Annotated in this window: 15 protein-coding genes; 6 read left to right on the top strand and 9 right to left on the bottom strand. The window is 46.8% G+C overall.

Annotated elements, in window-relative coordinates; genetic code table 11:
* Positions 1–161: 161 nt before the first annotated feature.
* On the top strand, positions 162–1,253 hold the full coding sequence (locus AB4Y93_RS22165; RefSeq protein ID WP_441895138.1) for a GntR family transcriptional regulator: 1,092 nt from the start codon (positions 162–164) through the stop codon (positions 1,251–1,253).
* Positions 1,254–1,322: 69 nt separating this feature from the next.
* On the opposite strand, the gene AB4Y93_RS22160 is transcribed toward AB4Y93_RS22165, so the two are convergent.
* From AB4Y93_RS22160 to AB4Y93_RS22145, 4 genes are all read right to left on the bottom strand, one after another.
* A complete protein-coding gene (locus AB4Y93_RS22160; protein WP_441895136.1) occupies positions 1,323–2,093 on the bottom strand; it encodes an alpha/beta fold hydrolase in 771 nt (256 codons plus the stop codon).
* 175 nt (positions 2,094–2,268) lie between these two features.
* On the bottom strand, positions 2,269–2,766 hold the full coding sequence (locus tag AB4Y93_RS22155) for a DinB family protein (RefSeq protein ID WP_441895135.1): 498 nt from the start codon (positions 2,764–2,766) through the stop codon (positions 2,269–2,271).
* Positions 2,767–2,778: 12 nt separating this feature from the next.
* On the bottom strand, positions 2,779–3,594 hold the full coding sequence (locus tag AB4Y93_RS22150; protein WP_441895133.1) for an alpha/beta fold hydrolase: 816 nt from the start codon (positions 3,592–3,594) through the stop codon (positions 2,779–2,781).
* 91 nt (positions 3,595–3,685) lie between these two features.
* On the bottom strand, positions 3,686–4,918 hold the full coding sequence (locus AB4Y93_RS22145) for a YbfB/YjiJ family MFS transporter (protein ID WP_441895131.1): 1,233 nt from the start codon (positions 4,916–4,918) through the stop codon (positions 3,686–3,688).
* A 117-nt stretch (positions 4,919–5,035) separates the two neighbouring features.
* Between AB4Y93_RS22145 and AB4Y93_RS22140 the strand changes: the two genes are divergently transcribed.
* Complete coding sequence (locus tag AB4Y93_RS22140; RefSeq protein WP_441895129.1) at positions 5,036–5,920, top strand: LysR family transcriptional regulator; 885 nt, start codon at positions 5,036–5,038, stop codon at positions 5,918–5,920.
* A 46-nt stretch (positions 5,921–5,966) separates the two neighbouring features.
* On the opposite strand, the gene AB4Y93_RS22135 is transcribed toward AB4Y93_RS22140, so the two are convergent.
* Positions 5,967–6,569, bottom strand: a complete 603-nt coding sequence (locus AB4Y93_RS22135; protein ID WP_441895127.1) for a class I SAM-dependent methyltransferase — start codon at positions 6,567–6,569, stop codon at positions 5,967–5,969.
* A 77-nt stretch (positions 6,570–6,646) separates the two neighbouring features.
* Positions 6,647–7,228, bottom strand: a complete 582-nt coding sequence (locus AB4Y93_RS22130) for a TetR/AcrR family transcriptional regulator (RefSeq protein ID WP_441895126.1) — start codon at positions 7,226–7,228, stop codon at positions 6,647–6,649.
* A gap of 269 nt (positions 7,229–7,497) precedes the next feature.
* Here AB4Y93_RS22130 and AB4Y93_RS22125 point away from each other — a divergent pair, with 269 nt between their 5' ends.
* Together AB4Y93_RS22125 and AB4Y93_RS22120 are read left to right on the top strand one after the other, a co-directional pair.
* On the top strand, positions 7,498–8,655 hold the full coding sequence (locus tag AB4Y93_RS22125; RefSeq protein WP_441895507.1) for an MFS transporter: 1,158 nt from the start codon (positions 7,498–7,500) through the stop codon (positions 8,653–8,655).
* Positions 8,656–8,747: 92 nt separating this feature from the next.
* Positions 8,748–10,754, top strand: a complete 2,007-nt coding sequence (locus AB4Y93_RS22120; protein ID WP_441895124.1) for a catalase — start codon at positions 8,748–8,750, stop codon at positions 10,752–10,754.
* Between the two features lie 39 nt (positions 10,755–10,793).
* Here the strand turns inward: AB4Y93_RS22120 and AB4Y93_RS22115 are convergent, their stop codons facing one another.
* The 3 genes from AB4Y93_RS22115 to AB4Y93_RS22105 all read right to left on the bottom strand — a co-directional run bounded on the left by AB4Y93_RS22115 (position 10,794) and on the right by AB4Y93_RS22105 (position 13,309).
* Complete coding sequence (locus tag AB4Y93_RS22115; protein WP_441895123.1) at positions 10,794–12,341, bottom strand: ATP-binding protein; 1,548 nt, start codon at positions 12,339–12,341, stop codon at positions 10,794–10,796.
* A gap of 331 nt (positions 12,342–12,672) precedes the next feature.
* Positions 12,673–12,840: a hypothetical protein gene (locus AB4Y93_RS22110; protein ID WP_441895121.1), complete on the bottom strand. Its 168-nt coding sequence runs from the start codon at positions 12,838–12,840 to the stop codon at positions 12,673–12,675.
* 64 nt (positions 12,841–12,904) lie between these two features.
* A complete protein-coding gene (locus tag AB4Y93_RS22105) occupies positions 12,905–13,309 on the bottom strand; it encodes a hypothetical protein (RefSeq protein ID WP_441895119.1) in 405 nt (134 codons plus the stop codon).
* 331 nt (positions 13,310–13,640) lie between these two features.
* Between AB4Y93_RS22105 and AB4Y93_RS22100 the strand changes: the two genes are divergently transcribed.
* Entirely contained in the window at positions 13,641–14,852 is a 1,212-nt protein-coding gene (locus AB4Y93_RS22100) for a sensor histidine kinase (RefSeq protein WP_441895117.1), read from the top strand.
* Positions 14,812–15,504, top strand: coding sequence for a response regulator (locus AB4Y93_RS22095; RefSeq protein ID WP_441895115.1), 693 nt, complete (start codon positions 14,812–14,814; stop codon positions 15,502–15,504). Before AB4Y93_RS22100 ends, AB4Y93_RS22095 begins: the two co-directional genes overlap by 41 nt.
* Positions 15,505–15,516: the final 12 nt, after the last annotated feature.

Genomic DNA, 15,516 nt, shown 5'->3' with positions numbered 1-15,516 from the left:
CATGAGTTACAAAAGCACCCCTATTCGTCATCATTATTGTGTCCACACGTAACTTGTACCATTGAAAGGATAGGCAGATAGGACTGCATTTGCATTCCAAGCAATGTATGCTAGAATGTGTACGTACAACTTTACGAACAACGATGAAAGTAGTGAATGACATGAAGCCAAAGTACCAGATAATCATAGATGATCTTAAAAGCTATATACTCTCGGGCACGTACAAGGCAGGCGAGAAAATCCCTTCGGAGCTTGCTTTGCAGGAAGACTACAACGTCAGCCGGCAGACGGTTAGAAAAGCTATTCTGGAGTTATCAAATGAGGGATTTCTGAGAAGTGAGAAAGGATCCGGCACATATGTCAGTACCCAATACCGGTCCAAAGCAAGTGGGAAAACCACGAATAAAACGATTGGTGTTATCACGACTTATATATCAGACTACATCTTTCCTTCCATTATCCGCGGCATTGAAAGCCGGTTAAATGAAGATAATTATTCCTTGCTGCTGGCCAGTACCAATAACGATATCTCCCAGGAAAAAAAGGCGCTCGAAATGATGCTGTCCTACGGTGTGGATGGACTGATTATAGAACCTACGAGAAGCAATGTGTATAACCCCAATATTGCTTACTACCTGTCTTTTAAGGAGCAGGAAGTTCCGCTCACGATGATTAATGCCTATTATGAAGAGCTGGAAGTTCCTTTCTTTTGTCTAGATGACGTGCAGTCCAGCTATCTCGCAACTCGGGAGCTGATTGCCAAAGGACATACCCAGATTGGCATTATTGCAAAGATGGATGATTTGCAAGGGAAGTTTAGAATGAAGGGATTTATCAAGGCACTTGGGGAAGCCAAATTACGGTTTCAGCAAGGGCATGTCCTTTCTTTCGATACGGCAACGAAGCCAGATCTGTCCGCTAACCTCGAAGGTTATCTGAACGACAATCGGGATGACTTAACCGCCCTTGTATGCTACAACGACGAGGTGGGTCTCGAAGTCGTACATGTCTGCAGAAAACTGGGCATCTCCATTCCAGACGAGTTGTCCATCATTGGCCAGGACAATTCCTATATCGCCAAGAACGCAAATATCAAACTCACGACGCTGACCCATCCCCAAGAACAAATGGGACGCGATGCAGCGGACTGGATTATTAAGAATCTGCAGGGCAAAAAAGACCTGCCCACGAGCACCTACTACCAGCCTGTACTCATTGAGGGTGAAACGGTAAAAGAAATTGAAGTGGAATAGTAACGAAAAGCAAAATGAAAGGCACCCGAACAATCGGGTGCCTTTAACTTTTCATAAGGAATCCTACCATTAATCCCTGCCCGCCTCGTAAAGCTTCTGCGCCACCATAGCTGGTCCTGTACGTGAATCCGTCATATGGTCCCCATCACCGACGATTAGCCGGAACAGACCGAGTCGTGTGGACATATGCGGATTCCAACCAAAGCCTTCACCTTGCGGCAAAACGTTGTCTTGATAGAAATAGACATAGCTTTTGGGAGTTGGCAGTTCGTAGAACACTTTAAGATCCAGCTTCTCGAATAGTGGTTTAGCCGGCTCAGGAGTGATAACCGCATACATCTGTTTGGCTACCTCCAAAGGGGCCGTATTAACAAACAGATCACGAAACAGCGGAAAGGGAAGCATGATCGTATCATCCTTCGAGCTGGCTCGCAGCTGCTCGAATCCCTGCCTTGTCTGCGGCGGCAACTCATCAGCCAGCGATTCGCCGTTATTTAGTACAAATGCATCCCAAAAGACGAGACGCTTAATGCGGTCTGGCACCTGTTCGGCAGTTTTCTGAACGACTGTTCCTCCAAAGCTGTGCCCGACGAGAATAATGTCACGCAGGTTCAGCTGTGTTATAAAATCAACGACGGATTTCGTGACCATCGCATGTGTAACATTTTTATTAGGATCTACGCCGTGACCCGCATATTCCGGCACATAGACGGAATGCCCATTCCTGTACAATGCAGCCGCTATGCCATCCCAGAAATGAGCATCAGCCCATGAACCATGCACAAGCACAAAAGTAAGCCGCTGCTGAGGATACGGCTGATAGCTTGCATTAGATACCAAGGTGCCATGCCTCCAGATCCAACCATCTGAATGAGGAATATAATGTTGATGTATTCCTGGTCGATAATGATCCATGCACAAACATCCTTTCAACAGGCATATATCAGCTTATGCCCTATGCTTTTCAGAGATGCCCCACCGATCGAAAAGAGGGCTTAGCCCTCCCTTTGCTTGCTTATAGCGGTGGCGTCACTCCTAATTGCGCCCACCCTTCCTTGGAAGGACCGTATACGGCAGGTATAGGCAATCCCGCTTGGCGCATCAGCACCGTCACTTGACCACGATGATGAACGATGTGCTTGATTAATCCCATAAAGATCGTCGCGCTCGACTCCATTCTTCCGAATGCTTTTTGGATATGCTTCAACGTATCATCTGTCCATTGCCCCTGAAGAGAATGGGTTACCTGGGAGCTTACCACTTTAAAGACCTCTGCAATCTCCTTTGCGGATGGTACCTCGCTCTGATTTGGCACTTTCGCTATCGAGACTCCAAATTCCGTTAAATAATCCGGAATGTTCGAAACGAAATGCCATGCGATTCTTCCCAGCGTGCGTCCTTCAGGATATACCTGCTGTAAGAGTGCTTCATCGGTCAAGCTATCTAATATTTTCTGGGTTAATCCGGCTTCCCGATTCCACTCAGCGATCAAATCTTCGACTGTACAATACATCTAGTCATCCCCTTATTTAAGTTCCATTAGAAAATTATTGACTGTTTGAAAATATCCATTCAAATCCTCAGAATGAACACCGTGACCACATTGTTCGAACACGATAAGCTTTGTGCCCGGCCTTCTCTCTTCCATTCGTCTTGCTTGCTCGGTATCAAGAATGAAGCTCTTGCTGCCATGAATAAGCAGGATCGGGCATCTCGAACCTAGCCAATCCTCCCACCACACCCCGTTGGATTGCGGAACAGATGCTTGCAGTCCCTTCAGATCCGTTCGGAATCCCCAACCGTGTTCATCCTCCAACACACTTTCCGCGAAATAATCGATTGCCCGGAGCCCTACGCTTGCCAGCGATTCTCTCAGCTCCTTTAGAGAGGACGACCGGAAAGGAAGCTTGTCTGCAAAGGAGAAATCGGCGTTAATCTCCGCTCCAATATCCTCGACGATAACGGCTTTCACCAGCTCTGGATAACGAGCCGCAAACTGATAAGCATTTAATCCACCCAAGGAATGTCCAAGAATTGTGACAGGCTGCCCCCCAAGCTCCGACTGAATCAGATTCAGAATATCCTTCACGTAATCCGCTCTTGTGTACTCCTTCCCGGGAGAATGATCGCTCCAACCATGTCCCCGTTGATCCAGCGCAATCACCCGCCAATCTTTGAAGCGTACGGCCAGCTCCGAGAATGATCTTGCATTAGCCATATACCCATGCAGCATAACAAGCACACGTTCACGATCTCCGCCAAAATCAAGGTAAGAAAGCCGAAGATCCTCCGAGTAAAAAAAATTCCTTGTTGCCAGGCCTTCATGATCGGTATTCATCATCTTGTCGTCACTCCTCTTTGTTCAACTCTAATCTCCTCGAACCTAGTTTAATCGCTAATGGTGACAGCTTTTGTCATTGTTATACAGCTTATTAGCCGCTTTGAGAAAACCCTTCGCTAGTAAGCTGGCGTTGTCTTTGTCCATACACACCAGCCAGCACAGCAGCTATTGCCATAAAGATTGCACTGGAAGCAACACCAATCTGCAAACCGTATTTTTCAACCGCAACGCCTCCAACGATTGGCCCTATGATCTGTCCAGCAGCAAAAAAGGCAGTGGCTAAGCTAAGGCTTGCCGCATAAGCGTGCTGAGGGACATGAAGCCGAAGAAGTGCGGTCGTCATCAGCGGAGGGGTAATAAAGGAAACCAGCCCAATCGTAACAGCGCCTATTGCTGTCACAATCATATGATTGGTGGCGACGCCAAACACACCAATCGTCCCTAAGGTTAAGCCCGCCGCAAGCGTATACCCGCTCGGCCAGCGGTCGATGGCCTTCCCTCCGAGCCATCCGTTAAATAAGCCCGCAAATCCTATACCCGACCAGATCAACCCGGCATAAAGAGACGGAATCCCTTTGCTCACCAGAAAGGGAATTAAATACGTGAAATAGATGATGTAGCCCGAGCCGAAGAAAAAATAAGAACCGATTAAGAGTAAATGTTTCTTAGGATTCAACAGGAGCCGGTACACATTCACGCGTTCCTGTGAATCGGGTTCCACCTGTGGAGGTAATGGTGGGGTATCCCGCTTCCCTGTGATAAGGGCGAAACCAATCGCGGCGATTACACCAAACACGCCCATGGCCATCCAAGCAATCCGCCAGCCATCGAAGTGTGAAGGGTCAATGGTCAAGGGGGCGAATAAACCCGTCACCAAAATGCCAGCGGAACCACCCAGCCATATTAGGCCCGACGCTACTCCTCTTTCGGCTGGTCGCACGGCATCCATTGCAATGGATAGTACTAACACTGTGGCAATAGCCGATAACCAGCCAATTACGAACCGCCATAGTCCGAGCTGAATGAATTGATCACTAAATGCCGAGCCGATCATGGCCAAGCCAAGCAGAAAACACGATACTCGATTAATGACATGCTTTTGATTAGGGAACCGCGAGATCAACGGCGAAAGACATAATGTTCCGATCAAATAACCAATAAAGTTGACCGTACCTAACATGCCCAGTTGACTGTAGCTCCCCCCGATCTCCCTCTGAATTCCTGGCAGGAATATGCCGTAGGAGAGCCGGGAAAAGCCGAGAATAACGACAAATAAAAGTGATGCCCACAGAGTAATCCAGTTGAATGCGGATTTCGTACCCATTACCTCATCTTCTCCCAAATATAATTTGTTGACCCTAGTGTAAATTCCAAGGAAAGTTTTGTAAAATTGAATTAAATGAATAAATCGTTCATATATCTCAAACCAAAGGTGATGACAATGGATCTTCGAGCTTTAAAAACCTTCGAAGCTTGTGTACGTCTTGGCCATTTTCAAAAAGCTGCCGAGGAACTCCAGTATGCTCCTTCTACGGTAACCCTACAGATTCAGCGCCTCGAGGCTGATCTGGATGTTTCTTTATTCGTACGCGACGGCAAGCGTGTAATCGTGACCGAAGCCGGCCGGTGGCTCCATCGTGAGGCCACGGTCCTGCTGAAGTCGGTCGGATCCATCAGACAGACCGTATCCGATATCGCAGCGGGTGATGACGGCTCCGTTCGTTTCGCAGCTATCGAGCCCATTGCAAGTCAGAAGCTGGCGAGCGTTATAGCCGACTTTTATAAGACTCGTCCAAAAGTGGAGTTAACGATGGAAGTGAGCGGCGGCAAATCAATTATGGACAGGGTTCGAACCGGCGAGCTGGACTTTGGCATATGCTCAGCCCCTGCAGCGAATCTCATGCTGGAATTTGAGCCTTTAATCGAGGAAAGATTAGGAGTTATGTTACATGTAAATCACCCTTTAGCGGGTCGAGACAGTATCACAGCTAGTGACCTCACGGGACTAACCGTCCTGGTCAAAGAGCCCACTTGTATCTATAGGGAGCTCTGGGAAACGACGTTTTGTCCAATTGGTCAACTCCCTTTCAACAGCATCGAGGTTGGAAGCTTCTATGTGATTCAACAAATGGTTAAAGCAGAATTTGGTGTAGGTATTGTTCCGATTTACAGCGGTCTGGAACTCGATGGCTCCTCGGTCATCAGACCCTTCAGCGATCTGAGCGCCGTCCTCGGTATAGGCATTGTTTATAAGGATAAACACCTCTTAGGGAAGGCCACGTCATTATTAATGAACGCTATAAGAGATGTCTGTGTAAACGCATAACAAAAAGCCACTCCGAATAATGGAGTGGCTTTTCCCGTCTAAGGGTTTACTTTTGAGCATCAAGAATGAACATCGAGGCATCTTGTGCCATGAATATTTTACTACCATGGTAAAAAGTTTTGGATTGAATATTGTTGTAGCCTATTCGAGTCATCACGTCAGCTAGTTCGGCTTGATTAAATCCGTTATGAACCATATCGGAAACGACATTCTCATTTTTATCAAAATCGACGATCATTACATGTCCACCTTCATTGAGAACATCAAATAATCTGGATAATACGAATTCAACATCCGGAATGTGGAGCAGAACCTGAGCCATGAAAATATAATCGGCGCGTATATCCGACAGACCATCCTGTTCAAAATCAAAGCATAATGTAGCTGCATTCTTAATATTCAGATCAGAAATTTTTTGCTGGATTTGATTAATCATGTTTGGTGATGTATCGAGAAAAAGCACCGAGTTAAACTCGTCTAACAAGTTCAATCCAACAAGACCCGTTCCACACCCAAAATCGATAGCGTTCTTGCTGCCAGCGTCAACTACATATTCACGAATGGCATCTGATGAAACCTTTGCAATGTGGATTCTTCCAGGACTGTCATAGGTATGAGCGATCATTTCAAACTTATCTGTATTTGCCATTAGTATCTCTCCGATCCAGCTTTAAAAAATAAAAATTGTTTCATGTGGAACAAACAAGTCAATTCAATCACGTGATTCTATCTTAATAATGTAAGTATTTCTTTTATTGAATTATCAACAAATACTCGTTCAGGACGAGATTTCATGAACACAGTAAGTCCTATTAACTGTATAACCAGAGTTTGCGCTAGACCCTTTGCGTTAATACCGGTATCAAGCTCACCTGAGCGCATCCCTCGTTCAATCGTTTCTTGGAATATGACCGAGAGATACATCTGATGCTCTCTTGTGAGAATTTCAAATTTCTCATCATGAGGCGCAAGCTCAACCATTGAATTGATGCAAAAGCACCCCCAGTTTGGACATTCCTCATATTCCTTTGCCAACATATTTTCAAAAAAGGCACGGAATGCCTCCTTAACAGAAGAATTGTTTTGAAGATTCGTGCGAACATAGGCCGCATGAGAACTCGTATATTTACGCAACGCAGCTTCAAATAGTCCCTTCTTGTCTCCAAAGGTGGAGTATATGCTTGGACGCTGAATGCCCATTCTGGCTGTCAAGTCGCTTAAAGAGGTAGCTTCGAACCCTTTTTCCCAAAATAGCTGCATAGCTGCATCTAATGCCTTTTCCTCATCAAACTCGCGTTGTCGGGCCACAATAACCCCTCTTTTCATATCGATCGGTATATTATAATTTTATGGCACAAGGTTTGTGATGTCAATAATCTTAAGTTCAATTTCGTCCTATGCAGTAATCTATTGACAGCCAACTTTCCCTGAAGTTATATTTAACAGGAAATATTTCATACCGATCAGTATTTTATTGTCCGAATGGTAAACGTAAATTTAAGGAGGTGTTATCTTTGGGGAAGTTTGAACCCGCTCAACAAGCGCTCATAGCATCAGAATCGGTATCCGCATCTTTGATGTCTCGCAATATTGCCCTTTTATTTGCAATCGCATGCGGAATGGCTGTCGCCAACATCTATTACGCGCAGCCCTTGCTGGACGCCATTGCAACCGAGTTCGGTATTACTCATTCTTCCGTCGGCATTGTTATTACAATCACTCAAGTTTGTTATGCACTTGGCCTGCTGCTGCTAGTCCCCCTCGGAGATTTATTAAATCGGCGTTGGCTGATCGCTGGACAGATGGTAATATCCGTTTTGGCCTTGATTGTGGTTGGCACAGCCCCCACCGGCATGGTGTTATTCATAGGCATAGCTGTAGTCGGATTGCTTGCCGTAGTGACACAGACGCTCGTTGCGTTCGCGGCAACTTTGGCTGCGCCAGCCGAACGTGGGCGTGCCGTGGGTGTTGTCACAAGTGGAATCGTAATTGGTATTCTTCTGGCGCGAACTTTCGCTGGCGTATTAACGGATTTTGCCGGCTGGCGTTCTGTCTACCTTGTCTCTGCGGGATTAACGCTAATCATGGCATGTGTATTGTTTCGGGTGCTGCCGCATGATGAGCACAAAAGAGAATCATTATCCTACCTACAGCTGCTTCGTTCGTTGATCACGTTGTTCGCACAAGAACGAATCCTACTAATCCGTGGTGCACTAGCCCTAATGATTTTTGCCGCTTTCAGTATATTATGGACTTCCCTAGTGCTGCCTCTCAGCACTCCACCGCTTTCTCTTTCACATACTGCGATTGGGGCTTTTGGTCTCGCCGGAGTTGCCGGGGCGTTAGCAGCAGCGCGAGCAGGTCGTCTTGCCGATCGGGGTTTAGGACAGAAGACCACAGGCGTGGCATTGATTCTGCTGCTAATATCATGGTTGCCAATAAGTTATACTCATCATTCGCTTCTTGCATTAATCGTCGGCATTGTCCTTCTTGATCTGGCAGTGCAAGCCGTACATGTCACCAATCAGAGCATGATTCTTACTTTGCGCCTTGAGGCACGCAGCAGGCTTACTGCTGGTTACATGATCTTCTATTCCATTGGCAGCGCCACCGGGTCAATTGCATCTACCAGTATCTATGCTTACTCAGGCTGGAACGGTGTCTGCTTGTTAGGTGCCATTGTCAGTGCCTTGGCTTTTCTATTCTGGACATTAACCTATCGTATAGGGAAATAAGTTTTCTTCGAAAAAACGATTAAATCCTAGCAAATCGGGTATTTGAACGTAAGGTACTTTTTACGTGAATAAATACCGCTAGGAGGATTCAAATGGACAATAAGAAGACGGAGCAATTAAAGAAGTACACCATTAACAACGAAGATAAGCATGCTTTGACAACTAATCAGGGGCTCAAAATGGCCGAGGATGAGTTTTCTTTGAAGGCGGGACAACGCGGACCCACTCTTATGGAGGATTTCCATTTTCGCGAGAAGATGACTCACTTCGATCATGAGCGCATTCCCGAACGAATCGTTCATGCACGCGGCGTAGGGGCTCATGGATTTTTTCAACTTTATGAATCCTTAGAAGACTACACCAAGGCTGATTTCCTTACGGATCCATCCAAAATCACGCCTGTATTCGTTCGCTTTTCCACGGTGCAAGGATCAAGGGGATCCAATGATACCGTTCGAGACGTGCGCGGATTTGCAACTAAGTTCTACACGGATGAGGGTAACTATGACTTGGTGGGCAACAACATGCCTGTTTTCTTTATTCAGGATGCCATCAAGTTCCCTGATTTTGTTCATGCCGTTAAACCCGAGCCGCATAATGAAATCCCGCAAGGTGCCAGCGCGCATGATACGTTCTGGGATTTCGTCGGGCAGAATCCGGAGACCGCCCACATGATCATGTGGGCCATGAGCGATCGCGCCATTCCGCGCAGCTTGCGCATGATGGAAGGCTTTGGTGTGCATACCTTCTGTTTGATAAACGCGGCAGGACGATCGCATTTTGTCAAATTTCACTGGAAGCCCGTCTTAGGAATACACTCTTTAGTTTGGGATGAAGCCCAGCAAATAGCGGGAAAAAATCCAGATTTCCATAGAGAAGATTTATATGAAGCAATTGAGAAGGGTCTATATCCAGAGTGGGAGCTTGGCCTGCAGCTCATTCCGGAAGAGGATGAGCATAAGTTCGATTTTGATATTTTAGATCCAACCAAACTGTGGCCGGAAGAGGAAGTTCCCGTGAAACGGGTTGGTAAAATGACCTTGAACCAAAATGTCAGCAATTTCTTTGCGGAGACGGAGCAGGTAGCCTTTCACCCCGGTCATGTCGTGCCTGGTATCGATTTCTCGAACGATCCCCTCTTGCAAGGGCGGTTATTTTCCTATACCGATACTCAACTGTCGCGACTAGGCGGCCCTAATTTCCACCAGATTCCGATCAATCGGCCTGTGTGCCCGTTCCATAACAATCAACGTGACGGTATGCATCAGACGACCATTCATGTGGGACAAACAAGCTATCATCGGAACGGTTTGAATGCCAACCAGCCTGCGCCGGTCTCCGCTGAACAAGGTGGTTATGAGCATTATCAAGAGCGGATTGACGGGCGCAAAATCAGAGGTCGCAGCGACAGCTTCCTTGACTTCTATTCGCAAGCAAAACTTTTCTACAACAGCCTAGCTCCTTACGAACAAGAGCATGTAAAGAAAGCTTTCAGCTTCGAACTGGGAAAATGCAAATCGGATTCGGTAAAAGCAAATGCGGTCGCCCTATTGAATCAAGTCGATCGCAGCTTGGCGCAAGTGGTGGCCGACCACATCGGAGCTCCTCTTCCCAAGGAGAATATGGAAGTGAAATCAGACAAAAAATCTCCCGCGCTCAGCATGGCCGATACTGTCCTTATACCGGATACTAGGAAGGTCGCAATTGTTCGGATTGGCGATCCTGATGTAGAACAGTTTGCTGAATGGACGACCGCTCTAACGGAAAATAAGGTCAATTATACGATTGTTGGTGAGAAGCTCTATGATTTACCGAACCCGCTGAGAGTAACGGCTACTTTTGAAACGGTGGATCCTACTCTCTTCGATGCGGTACTATTAGTTAGCAGCGAAGCCGCGATACCGGTGCCTGCATTAGCATTTATCGAAACGGCATTTAAGCATTATAAACCACTCGCAGTGGCTCTTAGCGATCAACAAGCCTTAGATAAAGCACGGGTAAAATTAGACGAGGCCGGTGTGTACGATTTAAACAATTCAACGATTCAGGCGTTCATTAATGGCATCGCGCAAGGCCGTTTCTGGGAACGAAAATTATAATTTCAAAATAAAGTCACTCCAGCGTAGGAGTGGCTTTATTTACCTAGCTGTTAAATGATCCTCTAGTGCTTGCTGGAGTGTTCCTTTTGTTATTGCTTTTTGTTCAAAGGATAAACCCGACCGAATCATCATTTTCACGATCTCCGGCCTAAGCCCGGTAACAATGGGTTGGCAGCCCATCATATTGATCCCATCGAAGACACTGATCAACTGTTTTACGACCTCGTCATTCATTTCCATTACGCCTGATAAATCAATGATTAACGTTTCGATCCGGTTATTGCCGATTTGAGAGATGACTTTGTCCTCGATGGTATTGGCCCGGAACTTGTCAATCGTGCCAATGAGAGGCAAAATGGAAGTCGCCCGCGTCAATGGAATAATCGGGACGGAAAGATCTTCAACCATTTCTCGCTGCGCCCGAATGAGATCGTCTTTGAATAAAGAATAGCTGATAAAGAACTGATTGAGGAACTGGTCCATTAACTGGTTAATGCTCTTCTCCATGCTATAATAATGTTCCTTGCTGTCGTTGTGATTGTTCAGACGGTCATAATTGTACAAGAAGTCCCACAAGACACGCCTTACCGCTTGTACCCATTCCAGCTTGAATGCGAGGGTGAGCGAATGCTTCGCCCAAGTGATTCCTTCATGTTTGGCAAAGGCGATTGCCTCATGCTCTTTTCCGTCGATGATGAAGAGTACCAGCTTGTGTGCATTATCCAGTAAGTTAATATTGCCAATGGCAAGAATTTCATCAATTTTATCGCGAACATTGACTGCTTCCAGCAACAACCGTTGTTCGAAATTATTCCGATTCACAACAAAAAATTCTTTGATACTCATTGTCGCCTCTAACTCCAGATAAACCACCTCTTTCAATCTAATATTTTTTGTTTCCCTAGGAAAAGTAATGATGAATTTCGTGCCGCCATCCTCCGAGCTTTGCACTTCAATCGAGCCATTATGCTGATAAATCACAGAGAATACGAGGGTCAATCCCATCCCGGTACCATTCTCTTTTGTCGTGTAAAAAGGTGTGCCTAGTAACCCAAGCTTCTCCTGCGGAATACCAACTCCGGTATCTTGGATAGAAATCATCACTTCGTTCTCGGTTGCCAAGTGCTCAATATAAATAAACCCGTTTCCAGGAATGGCCTCAAAGGCATTCTTCAGCAAATTAAAAAATACTTTCTTCAATTGATTCTTTTTCCCAAAAATATAGCTGCCTGGATTCTGCAAGGTTTTATGAACGGAAACCCGGTACATCTGATCCTGAAACAGCTGAGTCAATGCATCCAGCTCTACTGACAAATCAATAGAAACATAAGGCTCTTCCTCTAAATCAGGCTTAGATACATGAAGTAAGTTCTGCAAAATATTAATCGCGTTACCGAGCTCCGATTCGGCAATTTCTATGTATTTGAGTTCGTTTTTTTCTTTTAGAAGCTGCAAAAAACCTTTTACGGCAGTCAGTGGATTTTTGACCTCATGAGCGATACCCGCGGCAATTTGCCCGACGGAAGCCAGTTGGCTTAGATGAGTGTCATTTCTTTTTTTTGCTGCCACGCCATCCTTTTCATGCATCCCTTGCTATCCCCTATCTGCTGCATGCCATTGTGCGTCGCAGCTTGATATGATACTGGCATATTTTGTGCGAGAAATTTCAGACTTTACTTACTAGTATACCTATTTTTTAAGTAATTTTACTATACTGAAAAAACAGATAATTTAGTCGATAGTTGTTGTAATTTAAAAATTTATGTCAAAAAGCAACTAAATATTTAAAGCCGTCCTCTAGAGGACGGCCACTGCTTTGATTATTTTCCCAATTTGTTAGAAATCACTGTTGGATAGCGGTCACCGGAAATCTTGATTTGTGCATTTTTCTCCGCGGCCATTCGACTTATAAGGCCTACTAGAACCTGATTGGCTTCCCGATTCTCCGTGTTGAAACGAGGTGAGGCAGTCCGATTGTCAGCACTGTCGAAACAGTGTTTTTGTCGATTTTCCCTGTCAAAAAGCCTTTGCCCAGCGGGCTGAATGGGACAAAACCGATTCCAAGCTCCTCTAGTACAGGCAGCAATTCCTCCTCCGGAAGTCCCCAATGTCTGATCTTGCCTTGCTTGATAAGAGGGTTTTGTTTTTATTTATTTTATTACCTGAGCTACAGCATGTCCCCGATGGCGCAAAAGCAGGAAATAGAAAACGATGTAATAGGCAAACATGATAAGGATGAGCCCAGAGGTCCACGAGCTTCCAGAGGAAGCGAAGTTCATGTTCTGCATATTGGGCCCATCCTCGAACATCGTATAGAAGCGATACCCAAAGCGCCCGATGAACAACGCAGTAACAAGGCTCCCGATCCAAATATTCGCACGATAATACAGCCCCGCTTCACGTTGCTCGAATGACGTCATTACCGATCCGATAAGCCCAAGAATCGCACCGATCAGAATACCGATAATATCCGAAATGACACCAACGGTACTCAGACCACCTTCCGCCAGAAAAATAACCCCAATTACAGCAAACAATATGATACGGATTCTCAAGCTTCGCACTCGCAGCTCGGTCCATGAGAAATTACTCTTCACCCGTTTCGCTATTCGATACCCTACAAAACAAACAATTAAAATAATGATGATCTGTTGTATGATTGCCGCCTCCCTATAAACGTTGTGGAACGCTTACTATCGTAACCCGAACTTGATTCTCGGGCGACCACCCCCAGATAGAACCTTCATAAGTGTTCTCTATACCTAGAGATAGAGATTGGCGGCGGCGAACTCAACCGGCTTGATTTTCGTCGTTTCCAGTGTCTAAAATGTAGCTACAAGAAAGCCGGATTCACGGCGCAGTGCAACAGGAGGAGTCTGATTCGCCATGCGTGACCGATATTTTCCTTTGCCCCTGAGATCGGCTGCCGGATTTGCCATCATCGTCTCAGTTATGTACATGAACGGTTTCTTTACGGGCTCGCCCCGCCGGGTCACCTTGAACGTCCTGATCGCCGCAACCTACGCCAGCCGTTTTATCCTGCGTGACTTCTGGCGTTCCAGGCGGATGTCGCTTACTTTTATCGGTCTGATCACACTAGAGACGGCGGCGGGCATCCTCTGGTACGACGAAACGGCGCTCATATACTTCTATGCAATCATCGTTCTGGCAACTGTCGTACGATTAATGTTTGCCGAGCCGCGCGTTCCGCTGCTTGCTACGATGATTCTAATCGCGGGGACGTATACGGCCCTAGGCAATGTAGACGTGACCAGCTTCGTCTCATTCACTGTCATTTCCGTGTTCTTCTATATCAATGTGAGGAGCCGCAGGCAGCGGGACAGTATATACGAGCAAAATAAACGGCATCTGGCGGAGCTCCAAGAAGCGTATGCACATTTGCAGGAGGCATCCGTCATGTCGATGCAGAATGCGATTCTTGACGAGCGCACCCGAATCGCCCGTGATATTCATGACGCGGTTGGGCACAGCTTGACGTCGTTAATTGTGCAAATGCAGGCGATGCGCTACATGATTAGAAAAGATCCTGCTCAAGCGGAACAGTCGCTGGAAGGAATGATCACCGTGGCTCGGCAAGGGCTGAATGACATTCGCAGCTCCGTTCATGCCCTCGCCGATGACCGCTCGGTATCCGGACTGCTGCCGCTTACGACACTGCTCGCCAGAATGGAATCAACGACAGAAATCAGCTATTCATTTCATACAGAATTAAACGATGACGATGCGACGGTGACGGACTACGCGCTGCTCTATAGTGTCCTGCAAGAAGCTATCACAAATATCATTCGCCATTCCGGCGCTACACATGTAGATGTAAACCTATACTGGAAAGCGGTGTACGTCGTGCTTCGCATTCGGGATAATGGAAGCACGAATGCGACAGATACGTTGCATGAGGGATTCGGATTACAAATGATGCAAGCAAGGCTGGAGGAACGTGGCGGAAGGCTGTTTTACGGCGTGGTGCAGCCACATGGTTTCGAGATCAAAGCAGAGCTGCCGATCAACGGCGGAGACGAGGAATCGGAGGATAACGATGACGTCTACAACGACAACAAATACGAAGCCGGACGGTAAAATCAACGTACTGCTTGCCGACGATCAGAAGATGATTCGCCAAGGCTTTGGGTACGTCATCAGCCTGCAGAGCGACATGGAGCTTGTTGGCGAAGCAGCCGATGGTCATGAAGCGGTGACGCTGGCGTTGAAGCTCCGGCCGGATATTATTCTGATGGACATTCAGATGCCGGGCATGACGGGTATTGAAGCGGCTCAGACCATCATGAGAGAGCTGCCGCAGGTGAAGATTGTCATACTCACAACCTTCAACGATTCGGATTATATTTATCAGGTGATTCGTTCCGGTGCAGTCGGCTATTTGCTGAAGGACGCAGACGTAGAAGACATGCTCGAAGCAGTCCGCTCCGCTTACCGCGGCGAGGCCGTGTACCGAACAGACTTGGCCGCCGATGCACTCTCGCGGGCGGTTGCCTCCGGCTGCATCATTCCCGAAGCCGAGACAAAGCCGCTGCTAGAGCCGTTGACGGAGCGCGAGCAGGAGATTTTGCAGGAGATGGCGTACGGCTTGCGCAACGACCGTATCGCTCAGAAACTCGTTATTACCGAAGGCACGGTGAAGTCGCATGTCCACCGGATTCTGCAGAAGTTCGGATGCGAGGACCGGACACAGGTCGTTGTCACGGCATTGCGGCATGGGATGGTTAAGTAGCCCAAGATGCCG

The sequence above is a fragment of the Paenibacillus sp. YAF4_2 genome, from assembly GCF_052113225.1.
In the GTDB taxonomy this organism is placed as follows: domain Bacteria; phylum Bacillota; class Bacilli; order Paenibacillales; family Paenibacillaceae; genus Pristimantibacillus.
This window is presented reverse-complemented; position numbering and strand designations above follow the sequence as displayed.

Excerpts from the sequence above, each read along its gene's own strand:
- AB4Y93_RS22095 (WP_441895115.1), top strand. The coding sequence starts at position 14,812 with ATGACGTCTACAACGACAACAAATACGAAGCCGGACGGTAAAATCAAC.
- AB4Y93_RS22150 (WP_441895133.1), bottom strand. The coding sequence starts at position 3,594 with ATGATGAATACCGATCATGAAGGCCTGGCAACAAGGAATTTTTTTTAC.
- AB4Y93_RS22125 (WP_441895507.1), top strand. The coding sequence starts at position 7,498 with ATGTCTCGCAATATTGCCCTTTTATTTGCAATCGCATGCGGAATGGCT.
- AB4Y93_RS22115 (WP_441895123.1), bottom strand. The coding sequence starts at position 12,341 with ATGCATGAAAAGGATGGCGTGGCAGCAAAAAAAAGAAATGACACTCAT.
- AB4Y93_RS22140 (WP_441895129.1), top strand. The coding sequence starts at position 5,036 with ATGGATCTTCGAGCTTTAAAAACCTTCGAAGCTTGTGTACGTCTTGGC.
- AB4Y93_RS22155 (WP_441895135.1), bottom strand. The coding sequence starts at position 2,766 with ATGTATTGTACAGTCGAAGATTTGATCGCTGAGTGGAATCGGGAAGCC.
- AB4Y93_RS22135 (WP_441895127.1), bottom strand. The coding sequence starts at position 6,569 with ATGGCAAATACAGATAAGTTTGAAATGATCGCTCATACCTATGACAGT.
- AB4Y93_RS22100 (WP_441895117.1), top strand. The coding sequence starts at position 13,641 with ATGCGTGACCGATATTTTCCTTTGCCCCTGAGATCGGCTGCCGGATTT.
- AB4Y93_RS22145 (WP_441895131.1), bottom strand. The coding sequence starts at position 4,918 with ATGGGTACGAAATCCGCATTCAACTGGATTACTCTGTGGGCATCACTT.
- AB4Y93_RS22120 (WP_441895124.1), top strand. The coding sequence starts at position 8,748 with ATGGACAATAAGAAGACGGAGCAATTAAAGAAGTACACCATTAACAAC.
- AB4Y93_RS22165 (WP_441895138.1), top strand. The coding sequence starts at position 162 with ATGAAGCCAAAGTACCAGATAATCATAGATGATCTTAAAAGCTATATA.